Origin of the sequence: Streptomyces tubercidicus, from assembly GCF_027497495.1 — a bacterium.
Lineage (GTDB): Bacteria > Actinomycetota > Actinomycetes > Streptomycetales > Streptomycetaceae > Streptomyces > Streptomyces tubercidicus.
On the sequence record NZ_CP114205.1, the window covers coordinates 2,932,646 to 2,959,642 of the forward strand.

Genomic DNA, 26,997 nt, shown 5'->3' on the forward strand with positions numbered 1-26,997 from the left:
TGGCCCCGCGGCCCCGAGAGAGGCAGGCCCAGCCATGGACACCGTCTTCCGCGATGTACGCGTCATCGACGGCTCCGGCTGCGCGTCCTACCGCGCCGATGTCGCCCTCTCCGGCGGCCGGATCGCCGCAATCCACCGCGAGACGGACAGCGGCCCGCGTCCCGGCGCCGCCCGCGTAGTGGAGGGCCACGGCCTCGCCCTCTCCCCCGGTTTCATCGATATGCACGCGCACAGCGATCTGGCGCTGCTGCGGGACCCCGGCCACGAGGCGAAGGCCGCCCAGGGGGTCACCCTCGAAGTCCTCGGCCAGGACGGCCTGTCGTACGCACCGGTCGACGACCGGACCCTCGCCGAGGTCCGCGCCCAGATCACCGGCTGGAACGGCGGAGCGCCCGGCGACGACTCCATCGACTTCAGCTGGCGCACCGTAGGCGGCTACCTCGACCGCCTCGACCACGGCTTCGACGGCCAGGGCATCGCCGTCAACGCCGCCTATCTCATCCCGCAGGGCACCGTACGGATGCTCGCCCTCGGCTGGGACGACCGCGCGGCCACCCCCGACGAGCTGGCCCGGATGCGGCAGCTGGTCGCCGAGGGCCTGGAACAGGGCGCGGTCGGGATGTCCTCCGGGCTGACCTACACCCCCGGCATGTACGCCTCCGACACCGAACTGACCGAATTGTGCCGGGTGGTGGCCCGCTACGACGGCTACTACTGCCCGCACCACCGCTCCTACGGCGCCGGTGCCCTCCAGGCGTACGAAGAGATGCTGGCCCTCACCCGCGAGGCCGGCTGTGCGCTGCATCTGGCGCACGCCACCATGAACTTCGGCGTCAACGAAGGACGCGCGCCCGAGCTGCTCGCCCTCCTGGACGACGCGCTGGACGCCGGCGCTGACCTCACCCTCGACACCTATCCGTACACCCCCGGCTGTACGACCCTGGTCGCCATGCTGCCCAGCTGGGCGAGCGAGGGCGGCCCCGGCGTGATCCTGGCCCGCCTCCGGGACGACGCGACGGCCGCCCGCATCCGGCACGTCATGGAGGTGGAGGGCGCCGACGGCTGCCATGGGGTGCCCATCGACTGGGACACCATCGAGATCTCCGGGGTGTCGCACCCCGCGCTGGCGGACCACGTCGGCAAGACCGTCGCCCGCAGTGCCGCGGAGCGCGGTGAGGAGCCGTGGCACACCGCCCGCCGACTGCTGATCGAGGACCGCCTGGGCGCGACGATCCTGCAGCACGTCGGCCACGAGGACAACGTCCGCCGGATCATGCGCCACCGGGTGCACACCGGCGGCAGCGACGGCATCCTCCAGGGCGACAAACCGCATCCACGCGCCTACGGCACCTTCCCCCAGTACCTCGGCAAGTACGTCCGCGAGCTGGGGGTGCTGTCGCTGGAGGAGTGCGTCGCCCACCTGACGGGCCGCCCGGCCGCCCGGCTGCGCCTCCCCGACCGCGGCCTGGTACACGAGGGCTACCGCGCCGACCTGGTCCTCTTCGACCCGGAGACGGTCGCCGCCGGGTCCACCTTCGCCGCCCCGCGCACCCTGCCCACCGGCATTCCGCACGTACTGATCGACGGCCGGTTCGTGATGGAGGACGGCCGACGGACTAGCGTGCTCGCGGGGCGGGCGGTGCGGCGGACACCTGGCCGCAGCTGAGGTCAGACGGGCGGCGGCAGCTCCCCCTCGGCCGCGCGCAGCACCAGCCGCTCGACCTCCGCCCCGCCCCTCGCCAGGTGGGCCCCCAACTCCCGTGCCAGTGCGGCCCGTTCCGGGGTGACCCGGCCCGCGTAGAAGATGACCGGACCGGTGTAGCGGCCCTCGCTCCGCAGCCGCCCGATGTGCTCCAGCCCCTCCCGCCGATTGGCGCCCCGGGCGATGTCGGAGACGAGCACGGTCGGCGACTCGACGGCGAGGGCGGCGTCCGCAGCCTGCGAGTCCTCGGCGATCCGCACCACGGCGCCCGCCGCCCGGAAGGTGTTGACCAGCTTCTCGTTGTTCCGCGGATGGTCGTCCACCCACAGGAGACGCACCCCGCGCAGCACCGCGTCGTCCACACGGGCGTCCACGCCCCGGGCCGCCTGCGCGGCACCATACGAGGGCGCCGCGCCGTACGGGGACGCCGTGCCGTACTGGGGCGCCGCACCGTACGCGGGCGTCGTGCCGTAGGACAGCGACGGGAGATACGGGGCGGGCTCCGGCTGCACGGGAGCCGGGAGTTCAGCCCCTTCGCGCAGCCGCCGCAGCAGCTCCTCGGAGCGCGGCAGCGCCACCAGGCCGTCGATCAGCGAGGTGAACTCCTGGTCGGTCACCATCTCCGGGAACCCGCTGGGGAGTTGGCGCTCCAGCCGCCCCAGCGTCTCGGCTCCGGCGGCCCCGGTCTGTTCCGGCAGGTCGTGTTCGAGGAGGAAGCGGTTCACCCGGGCCAGCTCGGCCTCGGGGATCGGCTCCGGCGACCGCAGCAGCCGTCGCACCTGCTGGTACGTACGGAACTCCGCGATCACATCGCCCGCACCGGGCCCCGGCACCCCGGCCACCATCCGGTAGAAGTCGGGGTAGAAGTACTGCAACAGCAGCGTCCTGACCACCGCCTCGGGCGGGAAGCCCTCCCACATCGGATTGAGCGTCGCCTCCAGCACGAAGCCGTTCACCAGGCGCTTGATCCGGCGCGGATTACGGGCCGAGCGCTCCGCGAGCAAGGTGGTCAGCCGCTCGTCCAGCAGCTGGTCGATCCCGACGGCGCGGGCGCAGCGGTCGATGTACTCGCGGACGCCCTGCTGGTCCGCGACCGGAATCCGATAGCTGGTCTGGAAGATCTTTTCCATGAACGCGGAGGCGGCGGGCGACAGATCACGCAGCAGCCCGTTGGGCGCCAGCGCCGAACGGTCACAACCGATGACGAACGCCAGCCCCGGCACGTCCAGATAGACCTTCACCGCCTCACACACGGCGAGCACGTTCTCGTCCGAGCAGCGGTCGAGATCGTCGATGAAGACGACCAGGAGGCGGCGCGGCCGGAAGTCGGCGGTCTCGGACCACTCCTGCACCAGTTCGCCGATCGCCTGGCGCATCCCGTTGCGGGCCTGCGAGTTGACGGACAGGCCGCGCCACAGCTCGTCGACCAGACCGGCCACCCCGAGCGGCCCGGCGGCGACCGTCGTCGCGGCCCGTACGGCCCGCAAAAGCGCCCGCCGGTCGGAGATCCGCTGCAGTCCACGCCGCAGCACCCGCCGGTCGAAGCGCATCAGTACGGATTTGATCAGCCCTTCCAGCGCATCGGCGCCGGTCGAGGTCCAGGCGTTGTACCAGACGGTGTGCACCTCGGGGGCCTGCGCCAGCTCCGCGTCGACCAGCCGCATCAGGCTGCTCTTCCCCATGCCCCAGCCGGCGTCGACGGCGAGGGTGAAGGGGGTGGCGGCGCGGGAGGCGACCAGGAGTCCGGCGAGCCGGCGGGCGGCGCGTCCGGCGCCGAGCAGATCGGCGCCGGGTTCGGCCACCGGCTCGTCGTTGAGCAGCGCGAACGGGCCGTGCAGCGGGGGCGCGGAGGGCGCGGCCGCGTCCGGGGGTAACGGTGCCGAGGTGGACATGTGCCGGAGCGTAGCGGCGCGCACACCCGCGCGTGAGGCGGTCACGGATTCCGCACCACGGCACCGCGACCTCGTTACCAGGCGTGAGGAAATCCACACCGTCCGCCGATCAACGTGGGGAAAAACACCGGGCGGCCGCCGAAACGCGCCCGTAAGGTGACGGACATGCAGGTGATCCAGTCAACGAAGCTCGCCAACGTCTGCTACGAGATCCGTGGCCCGGTGCTCGAAGAGGCCATGCGGCTGGAGGCGGCGGGTCATCGCATCCTCAAGCTCAATACGGGCAACCCGGCGGCGTTCGGCTTCGAGTGCCCGCCCGAGATCCTGGAGGACATCCTCCGCACGGTCGGGACGGCGCACGGCTACGGGGACGCCAAGGGCCTGCTCTCCGCCCGCCGCGCGGTGATGCAGCACTACCAGACCCAGGGCATCGAGCTCTCCGTCGACGACATCTACCTGGGCAACGGCGTCTCCGAGCTGATCCAGATGTCGATGCAGGCGCTGCTGGACGATGGCGACGAGGTGCTGGTGCCGGCCCCGGACTACCCGCTGTGGACGGCGTCCGTCTCGCTCTCCGGCGGTACGGCCGTGCACTACCGCTGCGATGAGCAGGCGGACTGGATGCCGGACCTCGCCGATATCGAGCGCAAGGTCACCGACCGCACCAAGGCCATCGTCGTCATCAACCCCAACAACCCCACGGGTGCCGTCTACGACGACGAGCTGCTGCGCGGGATCGCGGAGCTCGCCCGGCGGCACAACCTGATCGTCTGCGCCGACGAGATCTACGACAAGATCCTCTACGACGGTGTCACCCACACCCCGTTCGCCTCGCTCGCCCCTGACCTGCTGACACTGACCTTCAACGGGCTGTCGAAGTCGTACCGGGTGGCGGGCTACCGCAGCGGCTGGATGGCGGTCTGCGGCCCGAAGGCGCACGCCTCTTCGTACATCGAGGGGCTGACGATCCTCGCCAACATGCGGCTGTGCGCCAATATGCCGGCCCAGCACGCGGTCGCCACCGCCCTCGGCGGCCGTCAGTCGATCAATGATCTGGTGCTGCCCGGCGGACGGCTGCTGGAGCAGCGCGATACGGCGTATGAGCTGCTGACGCAGATCCCCGGCGTCAGCTGCGTCAAGCCGAAGGGCGCGCTGTACGCCTTCCCGCGGCTGGATCCCAAGGTCTACAAGGTCAAGGACGACCGGGAGATGGTGCTGGATCTGCTGCGCGCGGAGAAGATCATGATCGTGCACGGCACCGGCTTCAACTGGCCGGAGCCCGATCACTTCCGCCTGGTCACGCTGCCCAGCAAGGACGATCTGGCGGATGCCGTCACCCGGATCGGCTCCTTCCTCGACGGTTACGGACAGTACTGACCCGGGATAATTTTCTGTACGAGCCACAACTTTAGACAGCGTCTAAGCTAGGATGGTCTCCTGAACGTCTTCAGGAGGCCGTCCCATGTACGAACCGATCCGCACCAAGTCGGTCCACACCATGGCCGACCCGGAGATCCCGCACCGCTCGCGCGAGCAGGAGCTGGACATCCGGCTCGCCGGACAGCTGACCGCGCTGCTCACCGTCACCGATGAGCTGCATGCGCTGGCGAGGCGGATGGAGGGCGGGGGGCCGCAGGACGCCGGGGTGGACGGTGCCGGGGTGGATGGCGCTGAGCTGGATGGCGACGGGCTCCACGGGAGCGCGCTGGATGGCACCGCGCTGGCCGCCGCTGCCGAGCGCATCGCCGAGCAGGTGGCGCGGCTGAGCGGCGGCCACTATCCGCTGCGCGCCGAGCCCACCGACAGCGGCGCCCCCTCCCGCATAGAGGCCCTCCAGCAGCGCGCCCACACCCTCGCCGGGAACGCCCTGGCGGTCGCCACCACCCGCGGCGACGAGGCGGCGAGGGAGCTGGCCGCCGAGCGGATGGCAGCACACGCCGCGCCCCTCCGGGATCTCGCCACGGCGTGAGCCATCGGGGCGGAGTCCCACCGCGAGGCCGCCCCGGCTCACCCGACCGGCTCAACCCGCCCGCGTCACTTCACCTCACCCACAGCTACGAGCCGGGGCCCCGCACGTCCTGTGCGGGGCCCCGGCCGGTATGCGCTACGGGTGATCAGCCGAGCCGCTGGACCAGCGCGCGGTACTCGTCCCACAGCTCCTTCGGCGTGTGGTCACCAAAGGTGTTGAGGTGCTCGGGGATCAGCGCCGCCTCCTCGCGCCACACGTCCTTGTCGACGGTGAGCAGGAAGTCCAGGTCGGCGTCGTCGAGGTCGAGACCCTCGGTGTCCAGCGACGCCTTCGTGGGCAGCACGCCGATGGGGGTTTCGACGCCCTCGGCCTTGCCGTCCAGCCGCTCGACGATCCACTTGAGCACCCGGCCGTTCTCGCCGAAGCCCGGCCACACGAAGCGGCCCTTGTCGTCCTTGCGGAACCAGTTGACGTAGTAGATCTTCGGCAGCTTGGCCGGGTCCTTGTCGGCACCGACCTTGACCCAGTGGCCCATGTAGTCGCCCATGTTGTAACCGCAGAACGGCAGCATGGCGAACGGGTCCCGGCGCAGCTCGCCGACCTTGCCCTCGGCCGCGGCGGTCTTCTCGCTGGCGACGTTGGCGCCGAGGAAGACGCCGTGCTGCCAGGTCAGCGACTCGGTCACCAGCGGCACGGCGCTGGCGCGGCGGCCACCGAAGAGGATCGCCGAAATCGGCACGCCCTTGGGGTCCTCCCACTCGGGCGCGATGATCGGGCACTGACCGGCCGGGACGGTGAAGCGGGCGTTGGGGTGGGCGGCCGGGGTCCCGGACTCCGGGGTCCAGTCGTTGCCCTTCCAGTCGGTCAGATGGGCGGGCTTCTCCTCGGTCATGCCCTCCCACCAGACATCGCCGTCGTCGGTGAGCGCGACATTGGTGAAGACGGAGTTGCCCCACATCGTCTTCATGGCATTGGCGTTGGTGTGCTCGCCGGTGCCGGGCGCGACACCGAAGAAGCCGGCCTCGGGGTTGATGGCGTAGAGGCGGCCGTCCTCACCGAAGCGCATCCAGGCGATGTCGTCGCCGATGGTCTCGACGGTCCAGCCGGAGATCGTCGGCTCCAGCATCGCGAGGTTGGTCTTGCCGCAGGCGCTCGGGAAGGCGGCGGCGACGTACTTGGACTCGCCCTGCGGCGGGGTGAGTTTGAGGATCAGCATGTGCTCGGCGAGCCAGCCCTCGTCGCGCGCCATGACGGAGGCGATCCGCAGCGCGTAGCACTTCTTGCCGAGCAGGGCGTTGCCGCCGTAGCCGGAGCCGTAGGACCAGATCTCCCGGTCCTCGGGGAAGTGCGAGATGTACTTGGTGGAGTTGCACGGCCACGGCACATCGGCCTCGCCCTCGGCCAGCGGCGCGCCGAGCGAGTGCACCGCCTTGACGAAGAAGCCGTCCTCGCCGAGCTCGTCGAGGACCGGCTGCCCCATGCGCGTCATGGTGCGCATCGAGACCGCGACATAGGCGGAGTCGGTGATCTCCACACCGATCGCGGAGAGCGGGGAGCCGAGCGGGCCCATACAGAACGGGACGACATACATCGTCCGGCCGCGCATCGAACCACGGAAGATGCCCTGCTCACCGGCGACGCCGCCGTCTCCCCCGGTAAAGATGGCCCGCATCTCGGCGGGGTCCTTCCAGTGGTTCGTCGGGCCGGCGTCCTCCTCCTTCTCGGAGCAGATGAACGTCCGGTCCTCGACCCGCGCCACATCCGAGGGGTCGGAGGCCGCGTAGTACGAGTTGGGGCGCTTGATCGGGTCGAGCTTCTTGAACGTGCCCTTGTCGACGAGCTCCTCGCACAGACGCTCGTACTCCGCCTCCGAGCCGTCACACCAGACGACCCGGTCGGGCTGGGTGATCGCTGCGATCTCGTCAACCCAGGAGATGAGCCCCTGGTGACGGGTGAGGACGGGGGGAGCCGCGTTGTCGCGCGCCACGATCGCTCCTAGATGAGGGTATGGACAGATTTATGCCCGATTTGGACGGGAAAATCCGCTTCTTTTGATGTCTGCCCCTTGGGGGCTGCGACCCGGATGCTTCGTGACCGCTCATCCGGTGCCGACCGCACTCATTTGATCATCCGACCGTTAGGGTGTTCTGTCCAGAGGGCGCTTTCGTGACCGTCACCACTTCGACATGAATCAGTAACTTACGGTCGCGTAGGTAGCATTGCGCCATGACTTCCGCGCCCGACGCCGCCGAGAGCGACCCCTCCTCCGCGCCGCCCGCGATCGCGGCGGTCACCGCCGCGGCCGCACCCCTCAAGCCCAAACTCCGCGGCTGGCTGCACGCCGGAATGTTCCCCGCCGTGCTCCTCTCCGGCGTGGTGCTCACCGCCCTCGCCGACAGCCCCCGCGGCCGCCTGGCCTGCGCCATTTACACCCTGACCGCATGCCTGCTCTTCGGCGTCAGCGCCCTTTACCACCGCGGCAATTGGGGCCCGCGGGCCGATGGCGTACTGCGCCGGCTCGACCACGCCAATATCTTTCTGATCATCGCGGGCACCTATACGCCGCTGACCATGCTGCTGATGCCCGGCTCCCGCGGAGAGGCACTGCTCTGGGCGGTCTGGGTGGCCGCACTGGCCGGAATTCTCTTCCGGGTCTTCTGGGTCGGTGCCCCACGCTGGCTCTACACCCCCTGCTACATCGCCATGGGCTGGGCCGCCGTCTTCTTCCTGCCCGACTTCCTGCGCACCGGCGGCGTCGCCGTTCTCGTCCTCGTCATCGTCGGCGGACTGCTCTACAGCGCCGGCGGCGTGATCTACGGACTCAAGCGCCCCAACCCCTCACCCCGATGGTTCGGCTTCCACGAGGTCTTCCACTCCTTCACCCTGGCCGCCTTCGTCGTGCACTACGTCGGCATCTCCCTGGTGGCCTACACGCACGCCTGAGACCGAGCGTCACCCGCTGCATCTCCCCACACACACCTCCATCGTCACTCACAGTAATCATTCCCACGTGGCATCGTGACACACCCCACTGACAATCGGAGCTGGGCTTCGCGCTGCGGGACGCCGGACCTGCTCGTGGGCGCCCGGCCACGGCGTCCCGGGTGGCGTCTCCGTCGTGGCGTCTCCGTCGTGGCGTCCCGGCGGTGGCCTCTCGGCTGGCGTCCCGGCCGAGGCGTGTCCGGACCGTGGCCTTCCGTGCTCCTGATGCCTGACAATGCTGCGCATGGTCTCCGCACGTACCTCTGCCGCAGCACCGCCCGGGACAGCAAAGATCGGGCTGCGGGAGCGGAAGAAGATCCAGACCCGCGAGGCGATCCGGCGGGCCGCCTACCGGCTCTTCGAGGAGCAGGGGTACGACGCGACCCCCATCGATCAGATCGCCGAGGCCGCCGATGTCTCGCCGAGCACGGTCTTCCGCTACTTCCCGACCAAGGAAGACATCGTGTTCACGGACGAGTACGACGCCGTCTGGGAGGCCGGGCTGCGGGCCCGTCCCACGGACGAGCCGATGGTCGAGTCGATGCGGCAGGTGACGGTCGAGGCGCTGCGCGAGATCACCGCTGCGGACCGTGCTGAACTCGTCCAGCGCATCCGGCTGATCCGTGAAGTACCCGCCATCCGGGGCCGTACGGCGGAGAACACCGCCCGGGACGCCGCGATGATCAGCGCGGTGCTGGCGGAGCGCACCGGCCGCCCGGCCGATGATCTGGAGCTTCGGGTGATCAGCGCCGCGATCCTGGCCGCGCTCCAAGAGGCCATGCTGAACTGGGTCGAGGGCGGTCAGACCACCGAACTGGAGGCGCTGATCGACCAGACGATGGATGTGCTGGCGCGGGGCCTCACGCTCTGAGGACGGGGGCCTCCGGGGCCGGGGCGGCCGCCAGCCGGAAGAGGGGGCCGCTGTCCGCCCCGGCACGTACCGAGCCGCCTGGCGTGGCCGCCCCGGTCTGCCCGGTCTGCCCACCCTGCCCGGTCGGCCCGCCCCGCCCGGTCGGGTCCATCACCTCGGTGCCCGGTTCGCCCAGGCGTGCCGCGAGTCGCGCCCGCAGGCTCGACAGCTGCGCGATACGGGCGTCCAGGTCCGCGAGCCGGCGCCGGGCCACCGTCTCCGCCTCCGCGGCCGAACAGCGGCCCGCGCAGGATTCCCCGGCGAGAAGATCCGGCACCCCGTCGGCCGGCACCGTGCGCAACAGGTGGGCGAAGGCCCGCACATCACCGACCGTCAGCCCCGCGTCCCGCAGTTCACGCACCGCCTTCAGCCGGCGGATGTCCTCCTCGTCGTACACCCGCTGACCGGACGGCGTCCTCCGGGCCGTCACCAACCCCTGCTGCTCGTAGTAGCGCAGCGCCCGCGGTGTCATGCCGGCCGCCGCCGCGGCGTCCCCGATGCGCATCTCCCCCACCTTCGTCGCAGTGCTCAGCCGGTCCGCTCCGGAACCGGGCGGCCGTCCTCGTTCCGCACGTGCTCGTTCCGCGCTTCCCCGTTCGGCACGTCCTCGTTCCGCGCCTCCCCGTTCCGCGCGTCCCCGTTCGGCACGTCCTCGTTCCGCGCGTCCCCGTTCCGCGCCTCCCCATGGAGTACGTCCTCATTCCGGCCGTCCCCAGCGAGTACCTGTTCGATCCCCGCCGCCCCGTGAAGCAGCCCCTCGTCCGCGCCGGTTTCGCCGATGAGTTGGAGTCCGAGCGGCAGCCCGTTGGCGGCGTGGCCCGCGGGCAGGCTGACGGACGGCAGCCCGGCGTTGCTCCACGGCAGGCACATGATCGAGGTGCCAGTGCTGCTGAGGCCGGCGGGCGCGGGACCGGTGGCCGACGGGGCGATCCACAGGTCGACACCGGCCGCCGCACGGTCCGCCGCGAGCCGTTCGCGGAAGGCATGGCGCCATACCCGGGCCGCCTCGTAGGCGACGCCCCCGATCGTCCGGCCCTCCTGGATGGCGGCCGTGGTCTCGGGGCGGTAGCGGTCGCCGAAGCGGGCGAACCAGTCGCGGTGCGCATGGGCCACTTCGTAGCGGTTCATCGTGAACAGCTGCTCGACGATCTGCGCGAAGTCGGCCATCACCGGCACCTCGTGGACGGTGTACCCGGCGGACCGCAGCAGCTCCTGCTGCTCCTCGAAGGCGCGCAGCGCCTCCTCCTCGGCGCGCTCCAGGTAGGGGCCGACCGGCACGCCCAGCACCGGGCGCGGCCCGCACCCCACGAGGCCCGGGGGCCGCCGTCCGTCGACCAGCACCGACGCCGCCAGCGCCACACCCGCCACGTCCGTGGCGTAACAGCCGACCGTGTCGAAGCTAGCGGCATTGGAGATCACCCCGTCGACCGGTATCCGCCCGTAGCTCGCCTTGAACCCGACCACTCCGCAGTACGCGGCGGGCCGGATCATCGAGCCGACGGTCTGCGTCCCGATGGCCAGCGGCACCATCCCGGCGGCGACCGCGGCGGCCGATCCGCTGCTCGAACCGCCCGGCGTGTGGGCCGGGTTGTGCGGATTGCGGGTCGGTCCCGGGGCCGTGACCGCGAACTCCGCGGTCACGGTCTTGCCCGCGATCAGCGCCCCGGCGGCGCACAGCCGGTCGACGACGGTGGCCTGCGGGCCGCCGAGAACTTCGGGCGGCAGCGCCGAGCCCGCCCGGGTGGGCAGCCCGTCGACCCGCACGATGTCCTTGATGCCCACGGGGATGCCATGGAGGGCGGCCCGGCCGGCGGGGTCCCGCGCACCGGCGGCCGCCCGCCGCGCCGCCTCCAGGAGCCGCGCACGCCGCCCCTCTTCGGGCACGAAGGCCCGCACCTGTGGATCGACCGCGTCGATCCGGTCGCATGAGCGGTTGACCGCGTCGACGGGGTCATCCGTGCCGTCCCGCAGCGCCGCGGCTTCCCGAACAAGGGATCGCTTCCCGAGCAAGGTCCTCACACCCGGAGGCTACAACCGGCCTCTGACAGCGGGGGGTTCCGGCAGCCCCGCGAGGTCAAGGGCACCGCGCCTCACAACTCCACTACTACGGCGCCGAGATGACGCCCTTCGGTCAGCTCACGCAGCGCCCGCGGCGCCTGCTCGATGCCGTGCAGCCGGGTGTGCGGGAAGGTGAGGGTGCCGTCCCGCAGGCCCTCGGCGAACCGCTGGTGCCACTCGGGAACCAGGTCCCGGTGCGTGTGCAGGGCGACACCGCGCAAGGTGATGCTGCGGGAGAGCAGCGAGAGCGTGTCGATCTCGACCGTCTGCGGCTTGCCGTCCTCGGACAGCTGGCTGGACAGCGCCCCTACGAGGGCGAGCCGGGCGCCCTCATTGGCGACGGCGATGGCGGCCTGGAGCTGTTCGCCGCCCACGTTGTCGAAGAGCGCGTCGATGCCCTCCGGGGCCGCCGCCCGCAGCTGCTCCTCGATGGGACCGGCGCCGCGGATCACCATCGCGTCATAGCCGAATTCCTTGATCAGCCGGTCCGCCTTCTCCGGCGATCCCGTACTGCCGATGATCCGGGCGGCGCCGCGCAGCCGGGCGATCTGACCGGCCAGGGAGCCCACGCCGCCCGCCGCCCCCGTAATGAAGACGGTGTCCCCGGGGCGTACTTCGGCGCCGCGCACGATGCCCATCCAGGCGGTGGGCCCCTGGGAGAGGTAGGCGGCCGGGTCGGGCATCAGGCCGGGGTCGTGCCGTTGTACCCGGTCGGCGTCCAGCAGGGCGTATTCGCGCCAGCCGAGCCAGTGCTCTACCAGGTCGCCAGGGTTGAGACCGGTCCCCGGGGCGGCGACCACCTCGCCGAGGGCGGGCCCGGTCAGCGCCTCGCCGACCTGATAGGCGGGCACCGGCACGACGCTGCTCTCGTCCATCAGCGTGCGCATCACGGCGGCGACGCCCATCACGGTGTTGCGTACCAGCACCTGGCCGGGTCCGGGTTCTGGGACCGGTGCCTCCACGATCTCGAAGAGGTCATCGGTGACCGGCCCCTGGGGGCGGGCGGTCAGGCGGACTTCGCGGTGCATGCGGAGTGTCATGCGCCGAGGCTAGAACTTGACGCGCACGTCAAGGGCAACTCCATCACTGGTCCCGGAAACAGCGGCGGGCCCCTGGGACGGCCGCTGCGCCGTACGTCCCAGGGGCCCGCCGCCAGGCGAAGCGCCGTGAACCGCGCCCGGTCCTGGCCGGTTCACCGACTGCTGTTCACGCGCCACTCATCCGCCGCTCATCCGCCGCTCATCCGCCGAGCCGCACCGTCAGCTCCTCCGGGTCGGTCGTCGGCCGCTCGCAGGTGAAGTGGCGGCAGACGTAGGCGGCTGGTTGGCCATCGACCAGGGGACGGTCTCGGAGGAGCGGCACCTCGTCGGCCCCGGGGGCGCCCAGTGCGACGACCGCCCCGGGGGCGGTGCCGAGCAGCGCGGCACGGTGCAGCGCGACGGTGGCCGGATCCCCCTGCGCGCCGACGACGGCGACCTCACGCGGCCCGTCCAGTGCGGCCTCGGCGACGGCCAGGCCCCATCCGATGAAGCGCGGGGCCCGCCCGGCGAGCGCGGTCACGATGCCCAGGGCCCGTTCCGCGGCGTCCCGGTGGAGGCCGCTGCCGGTGAGCGCCGCATACGAGAGCAGGGCACCGGCCGCCGCGGTCCACCCGGAGGGCGTCGCGTTGTCGGTCGGGTCCTGGGGGCGGCGGATCAGCGCCTCGGCATCGGCGGCGGTGTCGTAGAGCGCACCGTCCTCACTGGTGAACTGGAGCAGCACGGTGTCCAGGAAGAAGCCCGCGAACTCCACCCAGACGCCTTCCCCGGTGACCGAGGCCAGGGTGAGGAAGCCCTCCGCGACATTGGCGTAGTCCTCCAGGACACCGGAGTTGGCGCCCGGGGCGCCGTCGCGGGAGGTGCGGTGCAGCCGGGCATGCCAGTCCATGTGGACGCGGACCAGCAGGTCGGCGGCGTCGGTGGCGGCCTGGATCAGATCCGGCCGGTCGAAGTAGGCACCGGTCTCGGCGAGCGCCGCGATGGCCAGCCCGTTCCAGGAGGCGACGACCTTGTCGTCGCGCCCCGGGCGCGGCCGCTCGTCCCGCGCCGCGAGCAGCCGCCGCTTGACGGAGGCCACGCGTTCGGCGTCCACCAGCCCCTCGGTGTCCGGGAGCTGGAGGACCGAGGCGCCCTCCTCGAAGGTGCCCTCCTCGGTGACGCCGAAGTAGGTGGCGGCGAACTCCGCGTCCTCGTCGCCCAGTACGGCCCGCAGCTGCTCGGGCGTCCAGACGTAGTAGGCGCCCTCGACGTGCTTCCCGGTGCCGTCGTCGCTGTCCGCGTCCAGTGCGGAGGCGAAGCCGCCCTGCTCGGTACGGAGCTCGCGGACCATGAAGTCGGCCGTCTCGACGGCGATCCGCCGGGCCAGGTCCGAGCCGGTGGACCGCCACAGATGGGCATAGGTCCGGCACAACAGGGCGTTGTCGTAGAGCATCTTCTCGAAGTGCGGCACGGTCCAGGTGGCATCCACCGCATAGCGCGCGAAACCGCCACCGAGCTGGTCGTAAATGCCACCACGGGCCATCGCCGCGCCGGTCGCCTGCACCATCTCCAGCGCCGCTTCGGAGCCGGTGCGCGCATGATGGCGAAGCAGGAATTCCAGCACCATGGACGGCGGGAACTTGGGCGCACCGCCGAATCCGCCGTGCACCGCGTCGAATTCACGGGTCAGCCCCATCAGCGCGCCGAGCAGCTCCTCGGGCCCCGGCGGCCGCCGGTCCGCGGGCATCGCCCCGGCCAGGGAACGCCCGGCGAGATCGGCGACGATCCGTCCGGCGACCTCACCCACCTCATCCCGCCGGTCGGCCCACGCGCTGCGCACCCCCTCCAGGATCTGCCCGAACGACGGCATGCCGTGCCGCGGCGCAGGCGGAAAGTACGTCCCGAAGTAGAACGGCTCGGCGTCGGGAGTGAGAAAGACGGTCATCGGCCAGCCACCCTGCCCCGTGGCGGCCTGCACAGCCTCCATGTAAACGGCGTCGACGTCCGGCCGCTCCTCACGGTCGACCTTGACGGCCACGAAGTGCTCGTTGATCAGCTCAGCGGTGGCCTGATCCTCAAAGCTTTCGTGAGCCATCACGTGACACCAGTGACACGCGGAGTAACCGACCGACAGCAGTACGGGCACATCACGCCGCCGCGCTTCCTCGAAAGCCTCCGACGTCCAGGGCCACCAGTCCACCGGATTTTCAGCGTGCTGAAGCAGATAAGGCGAGGTCACACCAGCCAGCCGGTTCATACGGCCCAGCCTCTCACAATGCCCAAGCCTGTCGGCGAAGCCCGCGCGGCTCTGTCTCGCCTGGCCGATCGTTCACTTAGGCGCCATCACGTGGTGGACAGTGATTGCCTCATCATCCGGCCGTCCAGCCGCTTCCGTCCTCGCAAGGGGCACAGGCGCAGCGCTTGCACAAACTCCCCGCCAAAGTGCGACAGTTCATGGCGACGCATCGCAGGACCATGATCCATCAGCCAAGATCGTTTGACGACAGACCCTAGGTGGACGCCGGCACGAAGACCATCTGCGAGGTGGCCGACTGGAAGTGGTCGTCGACGCTGAAGGCGGCCCGGTAGTAGCCGGCACCGCTCTTTTCGAGGTCCGCTGCGAATGCGTTGCCGCTGCCTCCCCAGGAAGCCTCGACCGTGGTGAGCTTCGACCAGTTCACGCCGTCGGGCGAGTACTCGATGTGGACGTTGATCGGGGCGGGCGTCCACCCGTCGGGGAAGTCGATGAGCCCCTCGGCGTGGACCTGACCCGTGTCGGAGCGGGCGGCCGTGAAGGCCGTGAACTTCGACGCCCGGTGTACGTGGACGACGTCGCTCCTACCGGTGCCGGCCTGGAGGAACGGGTCGTCCGAGGTGTCCAGGCCGAGCTGGAAGTAGCCGCCTCGCCACGGCGTGTACTCCATGGTGAAGGTGCCGTCGTCAGCGGTGGTGAAGCGGCCCACATCGTCGGTCTGGACATCGTCGGGGCCGAACAGGACGCCCCCGGAGCGCCCGGCCAGCGGTACCCAGCCGTCCGCGGTCTTCTGCTCGGCCTTGACGCTCACCGTGACCGGCTTGCCGAAGTCGACGCCGGTCGAACTCACCGTGGACGTGAACCGGGTGGGAATCTGGTCGACGCCGATCTGCACCGGCTTGGACTCCCCGTACAGAGCCTCCGGCTTGCCGCCGTCCATACGGAACACTGCCTGGACGGACGCGGCGGCATCGAGCCGCGCAGAGGCGGTGAAGTGACCCCGGGCATCAGTGGTCACAGTGGTCTGCGTCCCGAAGTCGACATTGATCTCGACCTGGCGTGCCGCAAGGGGCTTCACCTGACGGGTCGGCCACCGCCCGTACAGCGTCCCCTCGACATGCACGTCACGGTGTTCCCGGTCGATGGCGTTGCGGTCGACGGTCAGCACGCCGAATTGCGCCACGACGTAGTAGGCGAAGTCCCCCGCGGACTTCTGCAGCACGTGGCCGCCGTCCGCATCTGTCGCGTCCACGTCGATGCGGTAGGAGCCGAACTCGGGCAGCTTCAATGGCTTCTTGGTGCGCCAGCTTCCGTCCTGGCGAGTGCCGGAAGAGAGCCGGAAGTCCTTGGTCCCGATCTTGGCGACTTCGGTCTGGGAGGCGTCCGAGACCAGGTGTGCCGTGATGCTCTTGATGCCGGCCGCGGAGCGGGCATTGATCTGCAGGATCCCGAGATCGCCCGACACGCTCCCCGCGTACGTGACCTCCGGCTGGTCCGCGGCGTGCGCGGTTGTCACGCCTGCCGTGCCGAGCGCGGCAGCCGCGACGGCGACCGTGACCCATCTTCGTATTCTCCGAAGCAACACTGTCGATCCCCACCCCTGACGCTTGGAGACGGCGGGGGCCCCTCCGGACCGCCCGCCCGGCCATTCGCCTTTATATCGACCGTTCAGCGCGGACGCACGACATTAAGGAATGCGCGGGGCTTCAGCAGGACAAGTGCTCCCGGGCAGTGCGGACTTGTCCCTCCCCGACGGCAAGTCATCCGGGCCGTCGGCCAGCTCACCGCCGAGGGGACATGACCGTGAGAAGGAAAGCCGTTGGATCGTCGAGGCGTCCACTGGGGTGGAGCTGTCCGTCAGGGGCTGCGACGGGCGCCCCGTGCGTTCTGGAGAGCTGACGGTACGTCCTCTCCAAAAACGGCGTGCGTGGTCCGGCCCGGCAAGGTGGGCAGCTCGGCCCAGTGGGTCACGGTTTCGGCACTGGCACGACCGCTGGGCAGACGGATGACACCGTCGGAGTCGACGAAGCAGTCGCGGTGTTCTGCCCCGTCCTCGCTCCAGTGGAGAGTCGTGAAGTACATGGGCCGCACCAGCCAGAACTCCTCACCCAGCGCGTCAGCAGGCTCGTTGGCGCCGTCGACCGGGTACCGTCCGGTGATCGCCGCTGCCACCGGTGTACCGCTCCGAGGCAGCGTCTCGTGTGCGTCCACCCACGTCACGACGGTGTTCGGATTCGTCATCTCCACCCTCACTCAGGCACTTGGCACGTCGTCTTCCACCCATACGCCGGTGGGTCGGCAAGGCGTTGCCTCGCGCTGACTCGGCATCCGGCAAGACCACGCGGCGCTCGCGGAGGTTGCTTGGCGCCGGGCCTCCTCGAATGCGGCGTGCTGGAGCAGATACGGGGAAGTCTCTTGGGCCAGGCCGTTCGGCATGGGCCGTTCTCTCCCGATGGGGGCCGGTGAGCCGGGAGCGGAGGGAGTTATCCACAGCCCTGCCGGAATGCGTGCGGACACGAAACACTGTGCGTGCGGCGGCGATCACCGCCGGAGACTGCTGGAACTGCTGGAACTGCTGGAGGGGGATGGGCATGCCGGGCTCACTGGCGGTGCTGCGCGACGGCCATCGGGCGGAAGCGGAAGCGCTGTTGACCAGGGCGATCGAGGAAGAGGTACGGCGCTCGGGCGGGCGGCTCGACGGGGACACGCTGCTCAGCAGGGCGCGGTCGGCGCTGGAGGAGCTGGCGGGCAGCGCCGCCGAGGAGTACTCCGCGTATGTGCGGGCGCTGGACGAGGCCGCCGACGGCCGGCCCTCGCTGGGCAGGCGGCTCTCCCGCAAGGAGCTGGGGACGCCCGCGGCGGCGACGGCAGCGGCGGCGGTGGCGGCCTGCGCCGCGGACCTCGCGTACGGCACGGGCGCGGGCGCGGCGCTGGGAGTAGGGGCCGTCGTGGTGGTGGCGGGGGCGGCGGCCACGGTCCTGAAGCTGACCGCGGGGCACTGGCCGGCGGCCCACCAGGAGGCCGGGAGGCGCGGCCAGCCGGGCGGCGCCCAGCAGTTGCGGCTGGAGTGGCTGACGGCGCTGGAGGTGCGGGGCATCCGGCCGTTCCTGGACCAGCAGCGGATGCTGACGGCGGCGGCCCGTAGTGGCGGCGCGGCATCCGCGCCGGCCTCCTCGACGGCCACCCGCGGGCCGCAGTTGCGCGGCGCGGACCGCAGCGCGGCGGCCCGCCAGCGGTCCGTACTGGAGCATTCCTTCGCCCAGCTCCCGCGCCCGGACGGCCCGTTCGCCGGGCGCAAGGCGGAGCTGACGCAGATCGCCCAGTGGGTGCACGCGGCCCGTGCGAGCACGGAAACCAAGCCGACGGTGGTGGTGCTGCACGGCGAGCCGGGCTCGGGCCGGACGGCGCTGGCCGTCCGGGCCACCCACCAGCTGCGCGATCAGTTCCGCGGTGCGTGTGTGGTGGATCTGCGCAGTGACACCCCCGGAGAGGTGCCGCTGCCGACCCGGGACGCGCTGCTGCATCTGCTCAACCGGCTGGGTGCGCCGCGTGAGCAACTGCTGTTCCGCGAGCGGCCGTCCCAGGAGCAGCAGGTCAAGCGGCTCACCGAGCTGTATCACCACCATCTGACCGGGCTGCCGGTGACGGTGCTGCTGGACGACGCCGCGGATCCGGAGCAGGTGCGCACGCTGCTGCCGGAGCGCTCCGACAGCCTGGTGCTGGTCACCTCCCGTACGCCGCTGGAGCTGCCCGACGACCTCCAGGCATGGGTGCATCAGCTGCCGGTGGGGCCGCTGGACGCCGCGGGCACCGAAGAGCTGCTGCGGGCCACCGCCGAGAGCGGCAGTGAGGCGGCGGACGCGGCGGGCCCCTACGACTCGCAGGCGATCGACGCGATCTCCGGGCTGTGCGCGGGGCTGCCGCTGGCGCTGCGGGTGGCGGGCTCCTCGCTCGGTGCGCGCAGCGCCACCACGCTGGCGGCGGACCTGGCGGCCCATGAACAGCGGTCACCGGTGGAGCGTGCGCTGTGGCTGCGCTACTCCGACCAGTCGGAGACGGCCCGGCGACTGCTGCGCCGGCTGGCGCTGGTCGGCCGGGCAAGCCTGGGGGCGGCGGCCTCGGCGGCGCTGCTGGGCGTCGAACAGGCCGAGGCAGCACGGCAGTTGACGACGCTGGCCCGCGCGGGGCTGATCGAGCATGTCCGCGGCGAGCGCTACCGCCTGCATGCCCTGGTGCACAGCTTCGCGCATGCCCGGCTGGTGGACGAGGAGGAGCCGGGCGAGCGCGGCGCGGCCCAGGAACGGCTGATCCGCGGCTATGCGGAGCTGGCCGACTCGGTCATCCGGCTGGTGGACGGCCGTACGTCCACCCGTGCCGACCGCTTCGGATCGCACGGCTTCACCTCCCTGGACGCGGCCCTCCAGTGGCTGGACGACGAGAGCAGCTTCATCACGTCCGCGCTGCGCCATGCCGACCACGGTGTGGACCAGGCGGCGGTCTCGCATCTGCTGGGCGCGCTGGCCGACTACTGCCTGCTGCGCGGCGATCTCTACCGGCTGGGCGAACTCAGCGAGCTGACCCGGGCCGTCGGGGAGGGGCTGCTGGTCCGCTCGGTGCAGTGGCGTACGGGCGTCGCGGCCCGCCAGCTCGGTGAGCTGGACAAGGCGCGCACGACGCTGTCGTCGGTGGTCGATCTGTATTTCGAGGCCCAGCATCCGGCGGGCGCCGCCCGTGCGCTGCGCGATCTGGGCATCACGCTCCAGCAGCAGGGCAATCTCACCGAGGCCGCGGCCAAGCTCCGTGAGGCGCTGGAGCTGCAGTCCGGCGCGGATATGCACGGCGACCGGGCGTGGACGCTGCACGCCCTGGCGGCGGTGGAGCGGGACCGTGCGCAGATCGCCGAGGCCGTCGCCATGCTGCGCGAGGCGCTGGAGCTCCACGAGGAGAGCGAGAGCGTGCACGGCCAGGCCTGGGCGCACTTCCAGCTCGGCCAGGTGCATCTGCGGAGGGGCGATGTGCCGGGTGCGGAGCGTGCCCTGCAGGCGGCGATGGAGCTCTACGGGCGGACGCACGACGAGCGCGGGGAGGCGTGGGCGATGACGCAGCTGGCGCGCGCCCGGCTGGTGGACGGCGATCCGGGGCCCGCGGTGGACCAGCTGCGCCAGGCGCTGCCGCTGCACCATCAGCACGAGGACGCCCGTGGTGAGGCGTGGACGATGTACTACCTGGGCCAGGCGCTGGAGGAGCGCGGCGAACACGATGCGGCGCTGCGGCAGCTGGAGCGGTCCCGGACGATGTTCAGCCGGATGCAGGACGCCTACGGACTCGCCTGCGCCCGGCATCATTCCGGCCGGGTCACCCGCGATCTGCGGGCCGAGCAGACGGGCTCGCTGCGCAACAGCGGCTTCGCCCGGCAGCTGCTCCAGGATGCCCGTAAGGACTTCCAGCGGATCGGGGTGCCTCACGGGGAGGCGTGGTCCTGCCTGGAGTTGCTGATCATCGACGCCGGGAACGGCCGGGCGGCGCAGGCGCTGGAACTGGCCGACGAGGCGGCGCGACTCTTCGCCGGCTACGGCGACCGGCGCGGGGAGGACTGGGCGCGGTTCCTGCGCTGCACACTGCTGCCGCTCGCCTCGCCGGGCGGTTCGGTGGTGGGCACGGCCGTCGCCCAGGAGGAGCTGGCGCAGCTGGTCCGGGAGAAGCATGCGGCCCGGGACGCCAAGCTGGAGGACTGCGCGGAGTCGTTCGCGCTGCTGCTGGAGCGCGGGGTGGAGCCGGAGTCGGGCTGGCAGGCATGGCGGCTGGGCATGGTGCCGAACCGCCATGCGCGCGAGGTCATGGGCGTACTGATCGCACCGGGCGGTGCGGAGTGACGGCGGCGGCTAACGCCATCAACCGCTCAGGCACAGCCCGCCGGCCACTCGGGCCCGGCCCGCCGGCCGCTCGGACCGACGAGCCGCCGGGCCGGTCAGCCGGCCTTGGCCGTCGGCCGACCGTCGACCGCGACCCGGTCCCTGCGGACCACCCGGCCCGCGTGGAGCGGCCGGCCTCATGGGCCGAGCGCTCCGGGCTGCGGACCAGCCGGTCCAACCGTCAGCTGGTCTTCGGCTCAGGTGCCGTCGCGGCGGAGGAGGCGGTGGTGCCTGCCTCGCCGCCCTCCGGCTGCTCCTCGAAGTCCACCTTCTTCATGTGCTTGTTCATGGACTTCATCAGCAGCCACACGGCGCCGCCGATGACCGCGAAGACGATGAAGCCAAGGACGCCGGGGGTCACCTTGTTCTTGTCGAAGCTGTCGGCAAGGGTGACGAAGTGCGTCAGGGCGAGGGTGCTGGTCGCGCTCATCATGGGGTCAATTGTTGCGGATGCCCGCGAAGAGGTCGTCCTCGGGGAGGGAAGTGTCCACAAGCGACTTCGCGAGCTCGTACTCCTCCGTCGGCCAGACCTCGCGCTGGATGTCCATCGGCACCCGGAACCACCCGCCGTCGGGGTCGATCTGGGTGGCGTGGGCGATCAGCGCCTTGTCACGGATCTCAAAGAAGTCGGCGCACGGAACATAGGTGGTCAGCGTGCGCTCGCGCTGCTCGAACTGCTTCCAGCGCTCCAGCCACTCGCCGTAGGGCGAGTCCATCCCGCGCTCCAGCAGCGCCTCGTGCAGCGCGACCGTACGGGGGCGGTTGAAGCCCTGGTTGTAGTAGAGCTTCTGGGGCTGCCAGGGCTCACCGGCCTCCGGGTACTTCTCCGGGTCGCCGGCCGCCTCGAAGGCCACCATCGTGATCTTGTGGGTCATGATGTGGTCCGGGTGCGGATAGCCGCCGTTCTCGTCGTAGGTCGTGATGACCTGCGGCTTGAACGTCCGGATCAGCCGTACGAGCGGCTCGGCCGCCGCCTCGACATCCTGCAAGGCGAAGCAACCCTCGGGCAGCGGCGGCAGCGGGTCGCCCTCGGGCAGCCCGGAGTCGACAAAGCCCAGCCACTCCTGCTTGACGCCCAGGATCTCCCGGGCCTCGTCCATTTCCTTCTTCCGTACCTCGTGAATGTTCTCCTCGATGTACGGGTCGCCCTGGAGTTTGGGGTTGAGGATGGATCCTCGCTCACCGCCTGTGCAGGTGACGACCACCACGTCCACCCCCTCGGACACGTACTTGGCCATGGTGGCCGCACCCTTGCTCGACTCATCGTCGGGGTGGGCGTGAACCGCCATCAATCGCAGCTGCTCAGTCAAGACTCGATCCTCAATGAAGGGCCGGAGAAGATGCCTCCTATAGTGACCGAAGCGAGGGGGCGCTGTATTCCCAGGGGCGGGGACCCCCCGGGGGTTCATGAGTGAGATCCCCGTACCCAGGAGGATGGATCATGACCGCGGTGCGCGAAGGGCTCCCCGACGGACGCTACGGCCGTTCCGCGGATCAGCGCGCGGACCGCAAGCTCAAGGTCATCGGCGCGGTGCTCGGCGTCGCGCTGCTGGGCGTGATCGGCTGGTCCGGTATCTCGTACATCTCCGGGCAGGACCTCAGCGGCCGGGTGATCGCCTGGGACGCGGTCTCCGACCACGCGGTCAAGGTGCATCTGGAAGTCGTCAAGGACACCGGCGCCAAGGGTGTGTGCACGCTCCGCTCGCAGGCCGAGGACGGCTCCGAGGTCGGCCGTAAGGACATCACCGTCGACCAGCACTCGGGCCAGGTGGACACCGAGGTCACGCTGCGGACCACCAAGCGGGCGACCAATGCCGTACTCGTCGGCTGTACGGCGTCCGGCACCGGCTGAGGCCGCCACTACCGGCTGACCGGGCCGCCGCCACCGGCTGACCCGTCTGCCACCATCGGCCCCACGCCCCTCCCGGCCCACCCGGCCCGGCCCCACTCGGCCCGGCCCCTCCCGGCGCCCCTCCCGGCCCGGCGCGTGTCGTGAACGCCTCTGACCAGGCATGATGCGCTGCTGTGTGGTCGCTGTGAATTTCCTCTTCCCCGTTTTGTGCCGGAATTGTTAGGCTCGTGGTTTCGCCCACCTGTGAAGGCGCAAACCTTCCTGGTAGGGCGTTTGATTTATCCCCAGTACCGACGAGGAGCACCTGTGACCCAGACCAGCGAGAACGTCACCTGGCTGACCCAGGAGGCGTATGACCAGCTCAAGGCCGAGCTGGAGCACCTGTCTGGTCCCGCACGCGCCGAGATCACCGAAAAGATCGCGGCCGCCCGCGAGGAAGGTGACCTGAAGGAGAACGCCGGGTACCACGCGGCCAAGGAAGAGCAGGGCAAGCAGGAACTGCGCGTCCGCCAGCTCACCCAGCTGCTGCAGACCGCCAAGGTCGGCGAGGCCCCTGCCGCGACCGGCGTCGTCGCTCCCGGCATGGTCGTCACCATCGCGTTCGACGGGGACCCGGATGACACGCTGTCCTTCCTTCTGGCCTCCCGGGAGTACGCGAGCTCGGACATCGAGACCTACTCCCCCCAGTCGCCGCTGGGCACCGGCGTGAACGGCAAGAAGGTCGGCACCGAGGCGGAGTACGAGCTCCCCAACGGCAAGACGGCGACCGTGAAGATCCTCGACGCCAAGCCGTACACCGGCTGACCCGAGGCACCACAGACGGCGAAGCGGCCCGGAGCGTGACGCTCCGGGCCGCTTTTCCGTGCCGCACGCCGGTCGGGCCGACTACTCAGGCCAGCTGACCGCTCAGGCGGCCCGCCGACCGCTCAGACCGCCGCTTCCTCAGGCCGCCGCCGACCGATACTTGCGGACGGCCAGTGTCCGGAAGACCGCGATGATCACCAGGGACCAGATCACCGAGGCCACCACCGGATGCTCCATCGGCCAGGCACCGGTCACCGACTTCGGTACGTTCGGCATCGTGTTCCCGAACAGCTCACGGGCACCCGCCACTGTCGCGCTGAACGGGTTCCACTCCGCGATGTGCTGCAGGAACGCGGGCATGCCGTTGACCGGCACGAACGCATTGGAGATGAAGGTCAGCGGGAAGAGCCAGATCAGCCCGCCGGACGTGGCCGCCTCGGGCGTGCGCACCGTAAGGCCGATCAGCGCGCCGATCCAGGAGAAGGCGTAGCCGAGCAGGAGCAGCAGCAGGAAGCCGCAGATCACCATGCCGATGTTCTCGTGGGTGCGCCAGCCGACGAGCAGGGCGACGCCCGCGAGCACCACGATGGTCAGCGAGGTCTGCACCAGGTCGGCCAGGGTGCGGCCGGTGAGGACCGCGCCACGGGCCATGGGCAGCGACCGGAAGCGGTCGATGAGCCCCTTGTGCATGTCGTCGGCGATGCCCGCGCCCGCACCTGCTGTAGCGAAGGTGACGGTCTGCGCGAAGATGCCCGCCATCAGGAACTCTTTGTAGAGCTTCGGGTCGGTGGAGCCGCCGATGCTGATGGAGCCACCGAAGACGTAGGTGAACAGCACCACGAACATGATCGGCTGGATAAGCCCAAAAAGGACAATCTCGGGAATCCGGGTCATGCGAATCAAGTTCCGCCGGGCGACGACCAGGGAATCCCGGATCGACCGGCTGACGCCACTGCGGGGCTGCGGGGGCCGGACGGGCACACCCTCGGCCGCTTCGGTCACGGTGGTCACTTCACGCCCTCCCTGTCGGTCGTGACGGCCGCATCGGCGTTCACGTCTGCGGCCACGGAACCGGCCCCGGCCCCGGCATCGGCCGCCGCACCATCCGTCCGGCGCTTCGTCTGCCGTCCGACCGCACCATTGCCGTCCGCAGTCTCCGCGGCATGCCCCGTCAGCGAGATGAACACATCGTCGAGCGTCGGCCGCCGCAGCCCGATGTCATCTATCTCCACGCCGCGCAGGTCCAGTTCGCGGATGACCTCGGCGAGCAGCTTGGCGCCGCCGGTCACCGGGATCGTGAGCTTGCGGGTGTGCGGTTCGACGGTGCCCTCGCCCTTGGCGTAGCCGCGCAGGACCTCGTCGGCGGCGGTGAGGTGCTCGGGGGCGTGCACGACGACCTCGACGCGCTCGCCGCCGGTGCGCGCCTTGAGCTGGTCGGAGGTGCCGCGGGCGATGACCTTGCCGTGGTCGACGACGCAGATGTCATGGGCGAGGCGGTCGGCCTCCTCCAGATACTGCGTGGTGAGCAGCAGGGTGGTGCCGCCGGCGACCAGCTCCTGAATGACGTCCCACAGACCTTGGCGGTTACGGGGGTCCAGTCCGGTGGTGGGCTCGTCCATGAACATCACGGGCGGGCTGACGACCAGTGCGGCCGCGAGGTCGAGCCGGCGGCGCATACCGCCGGAGTAGGTCTTGGCGGTGCGGTCCGCGGCGTCGCCGAGATGGAAGCGTTCCAGCAGTTCAGCGGCTCGCCGCTTGGCGTCGCGCCCGCTCATCTGGTAGAGCTGGCCGACCATTATCAGGTTCTCGCGGCCGGTCAAGTACTCGTCGACGGCGGCGAATTGACCGGACAGTCCTATGGAGTGCCGCACCTTGTCGGGGTGGGCGAGGACATCGATTCCGGCGACCACCGCCTTGCCCCGGTCGGGCTGGAGCAGGGTCGTCAGGACCCGTACGGCGGTGGTTTTGCCGGCTCCGTTGGGGCCGAGCATTCCGAGGACGGTTCCTTCGGGGACGTCGAGGTCGACGCCGTCCAGTGCCCTCACATCACCGAAGGTCTTCACCAGTCCCTCGGCGTAAATGGCGCCTGGCATAGGGGTACTCCCATGACTTGAGTCAGTTCCAGGTCGAATATTACGGTTGGCGGCCTATGCCTGCTCTGTGGGCATTTGTCCGCAACGGGACGCCCAGGACACAGCGGCACCCCGCAGCCGTGACATTACGGCGAGACGCGATACGTCGCGATGCAATTTTCTGGATTCCGCGCGCACCGGCGGAGGGGAACAGACGTTCGTCGACGCGTGTGGGGCGCCACCGTATACCCGTGACACCCGCCGGCCCATCCCCTTGCAGCATCTATCGCGGCAGGTTCACTCCGTGACGAAGTACCCGGCCTCGCGCAGCGCCGCCCGCAGTTCGTCGCAGTGCGCCGGCCCCTTGGTCTCCAGTTGGAGCTCCACCTCTACCTCGGTCAAACCCAGCCGCGGGTCGGTGCGCACATGGCCCACATCGAGGACGTTCGCATCGGCCGCCGACAGCACCCCCAGCAGCGTCGCCAGCGCCCCCGGCCGGTCCGTCAGCCGCAGCCGCAGCGAGAGATAGCGCCCGCCGGCGGCCATACCGTGCCGCAGGGTGCGCTGCAGCAGCAGCGGATCGACATTGCCGCCGGACAGCACCGCGACCACCGGCCCCTCGAAGGACTCCGGGTCGGCGAGCAGCGCCGCCACCGGGCTCGCCCCGGCCGGCTCCACCACCAGTTTGGCCCGCTCCAGGCACAGCAGCAGCGCACTGGAGAGCTGGTTCTCGGTGACCGTACGCACCTCGTCCACCAGCTTCTCGACCAGCTCGAAGGTCACCTCGCCGGGCCGCCCGACCTTGATGCCGTCGGCCATCGTCGACAGCCCCTCGATCGCCACCGGACGCCCGGCCGCCAGCGACGGCGGATAGCAGGCCGCGCCCGCCGCCTGCACCCCGACGACCTTCACATCCGGCCGCAGCGCCTTCACCGCCAGCGCGATCCCGGCCACCAGCCCGCCGCCGCCGACCCCGACGACGATGGTCCGTACCTCCGGGCACTGTTCGAGGATCTCCAGACCGACCGTGCCCTGCCCGGCGATGATGTCGTGGTGATCGAAGGGGTGGATGAAGACCGCGCCGGTCTCGCGCGCGTGCTCCTGGGCGGCGGCCAGCGTCTCGTCCACCACATGGCCCTGGAGCCGTACCTCCGCCCCGTATTCACGGGTCGCGGCGACCTTCGGCAACGGGGCGCCGACCGGCATGAACACCGTCGAGCGCACCCCCAGCAGGGACGCCGCCAGCGCCACCCCCTGGGCATGGTTGCCGGCGCTCGCGGCCACTACACCGGCCGCCCGCTCCTCCGCGGAGAGCCCGGCGATCCGTACGTACGCGCCGCGGATCTTGAAGGAGCCGGTGCGCTGGAGGTTCTCGCACTTGAGGTGTACGGGCGCGCCGACCAGCCCGGACAGATAGCGGCTGCCCTCCATGGCGGTGGCCCGTGAGACACCGGAGAGCATCTTGTGCGCCGCCCGGATGTCCTCGACCGTGAGCGCGTCCACGGGGCCACCGGCCGGAGGCGCGGCGGCAGCGGTCTCGTGTGGCGTACGAGGCGTGTGGTCGGCCATGCCGT

At 70.6% G+C, this 26,997-nt stretch carries 21 protein-coding genes; 8 read left to right on the plus strand and 13 right to left on the minus strand.

The genetic code is table 11. The features are described from left to right. The first annotated feature begins 34 nt into the window (after positions 1-34). Positions 35-1,666: an N-acyl-D-amino-acid deacylase family protein gene (locus STRTU_RS12465; protein ID WP_159743606.1), complete on the plus strand. Its 1,632-nt coding sequence runs from the start codon at positions 35-37 to the stop codon at positions 1,664-1,666. A gap of 2 nt (positions 1,667-1,668) precedes the next feature. Here the strand turns inward: STRTU_RS12465 and STRTU_RS12470 are convergent, their stop codons facing one another. Further along, positions 1,669-3,594 (minus strand): P-loop NTPase fold protein, encoded by a 1,926-nt coding sequence (locus tag STRTU_RS12470; RefSeq protein WP_159743607.1) that lies wholly within the window; start codon positions 3,592-3,594, stop codon positions 1,669-1,671. A gap of 165 nt (positions 3,595-3,759) precedes the next feature. Between STRTU_RS12470 and STRTU_RS12475 the strand changes: the two genes are divergently transcribed. Both STRTU_RS12475 and STRTU_RS12480 read left to right on the plus strand, forming a co-directional pair. After that, positions 3,760-4,971: a pyridoxal phosphate-dependent aminotransferase gene (locus STRTU_RS12475; protein WP_159743608.1), complete on the plus strand. Its 1,212-nt coding sequence runs from the start codon at positions 3,760-3,762 to the stop codon at positions 4,969-4,971. A gap of 85 nt (positions 4,972-5,056) precedes the next feature. After that, positions 5,057-5,563, plus strand: coding sequence for an SCO4983 family protein (locus STRTU_RS12480; protein ID WP_159743609.1), 507 nt, complete (start codon positions 5,057-5,059; stop codon positions 5,561-5,563). 145 nt (positions 5,564-5,708) lie between these two features. Here STRTU_RS12480 and STRTU_RS12485 read toward each other — a convergent pair whose 3' ends face one another. Then, on the minus strand, positions 5,709-7,550 hold the full coding sequence (locus tag STRTU_RS12485) for a phosphoenolpyruvate carboxykinase (GTP) (RefSeq protein ID WP_159743610.1): 1,842 nt from the start codon (positions 7,548-7,550) through the stop codon (positions 5,709-5,711). 239 nt (positions 7,551-7,789) lie between these two features. On the opposite strand from STRTU_RS12485, the gene trhA reads away from it, so the two are divergent. After that, positions 7,790-8,506: a PAQR family membrane homeostasis protein TrhA gene (gene trhA, locus STRTU_RS12490; RefSeq protein WP_159743611.1), complete on the plus strand. Its 717-nt coding sequence runs from the start codon at positions 7,790-7,792 to the stop codon at positions 8,504-8,506. Between the two features lie 283 nt (positions 8,507-8,789). Further along, the gene (locus tag STRTU_RS12495; RefSeq protein ID WP_167539136.1) at positions 8,790-9,416 is read left to right on the plus strand and encodes a TetR/AcrR family transcriptional regulator; all 627 of its coding nucleotides are present in this window, start codon (positions 8,790-8,792) and stop codon (positions 9,414-9,416) included. Here STRTU_RS12495 and STRTU_RS12500 read toward each other — a convergent pair. The 6 genes from STRTU_RS12500 to STRTU_RS12525 all read right to left on the minus strand — a co-directional run bounded on the left by STRTU_RS12500 (position 9,406) and on the right by STRTU_RS12525 (position 17,024). Next, a complete protein-coding gene (locus STRTU_RS12500; protein WP_159743613.1) occupies positions 9,406-9,960 on the minus strand; it encodes a MerR family transcriptional regulator in 555 nt (184 codons plus the stop codon). The two genes, STRTU_RS12495 and STRTU_RS12500, sit on opposite strands and share 11 nt — an antisense overlap. A 23-nt stretch (positions 9,961-9,983) precedes the next feature. Next, entirely contained in the window at positions 9,984-11,474 is a 1,491-nt protein-coding gene (locus STRTU_RS12505; RefSeq protein WP_167539137.1) for an amidase, read from the minus strand. Positions 11,475-11,545: 71 nt separating this feature from the next. Continuing rightward, positions 11,546-12,553, minus strand: a complete 1,008-nt coding sequence (locus tag STRTU_RS12510; RefSeq protein ID WP_159743614.1) for an MDR family NADP-dependent oxidoreductase — start codon at positions 12,551-12,553, stop codon at positions 11,546-11,548. Positions 12,554-12,752: 199 nt separating this feature from the next. After that, positions 12,753-14,786, minus strand: coding sequence for a thioredoxin domain-containing protein (locus tag STRTU_RS12515; RefSeq protein WP_159743615.1), 2,034 nt, complete (start codon positions 14,784-14,786; stop codon positions 12,753-12,755). A 253-nt stretch (positions 14,787-15,039) separates the two neighbouring features. Then, the gene (locus STRTU_RS12520) at positions 15,040-16,299 is read right to left on the minus strand and encodes a hypothetical protein (protein ID WP_246240393.1); all 1,260 of its coding nucleotides are present in this window, start codon (positions 16,297-16,299) and stop codon (positions 15,040-15,042) included. 341 nt (positions 16,300-16,640) lie between these two features. Then, on the minus strand, positions 16,641-17,024 hold the full coding sequence (locus tag STRTU_RS12525) for an AQJ64_40280 family protein (RefSeq protein WP_159743616.1): 384 nt from the start codon (positions 17,022-17,024) through the stop codon (positions 16,641-16,643). Between the two features lie 350 nt (positions 17,025-17,374). On the opposite strand from STRTU_RS12525, the gene STRTU_RS12530 reads away from it, so the two are divergent. Next, on the plus strand, positions 17,375-20,656 hold the full coding sequence (locus STRTU_RS12530; RefSeq protein WP_159743617.1) for a tetratricopeptide repeat protein: 3,282 nt from the start codon (positions 17,375-17,377) through the stop codon (positions 20,654-20,656). A gap of 220 nt (positions 20,657-20,876) precedes the next feature. Here the strand turns inward: STRTU_RS12530 and STRTU_RS12535 are convergent, their stop codons facing one another. Both STRTU_RS12535 and mca read right to left on the minus strand, forming a co-directional pair. Beyond that, positions 20,877-21,128: an RAMP4 family protein gene (locus tag STRTU_RS12535; protein WP_159743618.1), complete on the minus strand. Its 252-nt coding sequence runs from the start codon at positions 21,126-21,128 to the stop codon at positions 20,877-20,879. Positions 21,129-21,132: 4 nt separating this feature from the next. Continuing rightward, positions 21,133-22,005: a mycothiol conjugate amidase Mca gene (mca, locus tag STRTU_RS12540; RefSeq protein ID WP_159743619.1), complete on the minus strand. Its 873-nt coding sequence runs from the start codon at positions 22,003-22,005 to the stop codon at positions 21,133-21,135. 131 nt (positions 22,006-22,136) lie between these two features. On the opposite strand from mca, the gene STRTU_RS12545 reads away from it, so the two are divergent. Further along, a complete protein-coding gene (locus STRTU_RS12545; protein ID WP_159743620.1) occupies positions 22,137-22,547 on the plus strand; it encodes a DUF4307 domain-containing protein in 411 nt (136 codons plus the stop codon). A 306-nt stretch (positions 22,548-22,853) separates the two neighbouring features. Further along, complete coding sequence (gene greA, locus STRTU_RS12550) at positions 22,854-23,351, plus strand: transcription elongation factor GreA (protein WP_159743621.1); 498 nt, start codon at positions 22,854-22,856, stop codon at positions 23,349-23,351. A 138-nt stretch (positions 23,352-23,489) separates the two neighbouring features. Here greA and STRTU_RS12555 read toward each other — a convergent pair whose 3' ends face one another. The 3 genes from STRTU_RS12555 to ilvA form a co-directional block, all read right to left on the minus strand. Beyond that, positions 23,490-24,353 carry an ABC transporter permease gene (locus tag STRTU_RS12555; RefSeq protein WP_159746872.1) on the minus strand — a complete coding sequence of 288 codons (864 nt, stop codon included), beginning with the start codon at positions 24,351-24,353 and terminating at the stop codon, positions 23,490-23,492. 5 nt (positions 24,354-24,358) lie between these two features. Further along, positions 24,359-25,444, minus strand: a complete 1,086-nt coding sequence (locus tag STRTU_RS12560; RefSeq protein ID WP_159743622.1) for an ATP-binding cassette domain-containing protein — start codon at positions 25,442-25,444, stop codon at positions 24,359-24,361. A gap of 276 nt (positions 25,445-25,720) precedes the next feature. Next, positions 25,721-26,992 carry a threonine ammonia-lyase gene (gene ilvA / locus STRTU_RS12565; protein ID WP_159743623.1) on the minus strand — a complete coding sequence of 424 codons (1,272 nt, stop codon included), beginning with the start codon at positions 26,990-26,992 and terminating at the stop codon, positions 25,721-25,723. Between the last annotated feature and the right edge of the window lie 5 nt (positions 26,993-26,997).

Excerpts from the sequence above, each read along its gene's own strand:
- STRTU_RS12465 (WP_159743606.1), top strand. The coding sequence starts at position 35 with ATGGACACCGTCTTCCGCGATGTACGCGTCATCGACGGCTCCGGCTGC.
- STRTU_RS12530 (WP_159743617.1), top strand. The coding sequence starts at position 17,375 with ATGCCGGGCTCACTGGCGGTGCTGCGCGACGGCCATCGGGCGGAAGCG.
- STRTU_RS12495 (WP_167539136.1), top strand. The coding sequence starts at position 8,790 with ATGGTCTCCGCACGTACCTCTGCCGCAGCACCGCCCGGGACAGCAAAG.
- ilvA (WP_159743623.1), bottom strand. The coding sequence starts at position 26,992 with ATGGCCGACCACACGCCTCGTACGCCACACGAGACCGCTGCCGCCGCG.
- STRTU_RS12545 (WP_159743620.1), top strand. The coding sequence starts at position 22,137 with ATGACCGCGGTGCGCGAAGGGCTCCCCGACGGACGCTACGGCCGTTCC.
- STRTU_RS12475 (WP_159743608.1), top strand. The coding sequence starts at position 3,760 with ATGCAGGTGATCCAGTCAACGAAGCTCGCCAACGTCTGCTACGAGATC.
- STRTU_RS12510 (WP_159743614.1), bottom strand. The coding sequence starts at position 12,553 with ATGACACTCCGCATGCACCGCGAAGTCCGCCTGACCGCCCGCCCCCAG.
- STRTU_RS12470 (WP_159743607.1), bottom strand. The coding sequence starts at position 3,594 with ATGTCCACCTCGGCACCGTTACCCCCGGACGCGGCCGCGCCCTCCGCG.
- trhA (WP_159743611.1), top strand. The coding sequence starts at position 7,790 with ATGACTTCCGCGCCCGACGCCGCCGAGAGCGACCCCTCCTCCGCGCCG.
- STRTU_RS12515 (WP_159743615.1), bottom strand. The coding sequence starts at position 14,786 with ATGAACCGGCTGGCTGGTGTGACCTCGCCTTATCTGCTTCAGCACGCT.
- STRTU_RS12500 (WP_159743613.1), bottom strand. The coding sequence starts at position 9,960 with ATGCGCATCGGGGACGCCGCGGCGGCGGCCGGCATGACACCGCGGGCG.
- STRTU_RS12480 (WP_159743609.1), top strand. The coding sequence starts at position 5,057 with ATGTACGAACCGATCCGCACCAAGTCGGTCCACACCATGGCCGACCCG.
- STRTU_RS12560 (WP_159743622.1), bottom strand. The coding sequence starts at position 25,444 with ATGCCAGGCGCCATTTACGCCGAGGGACTGGTGAAGACCTTCGGTGAT.
- STRTU_RS12535 (WP_159743618.1), bottom strand. The coding sequence starts at position 21,128 with ATGATGAGCGCGACCAGCACCCTCGCCCTGACGCACTTCGTCACCCTT.
- STRTU_RS12525 (WP_159743616.1), bottom strand. The coding sequence starts at position 17,024 with ATGACGAATCCGAACACCGTCGTGACGTGGGTGGACGCACACGAGACG.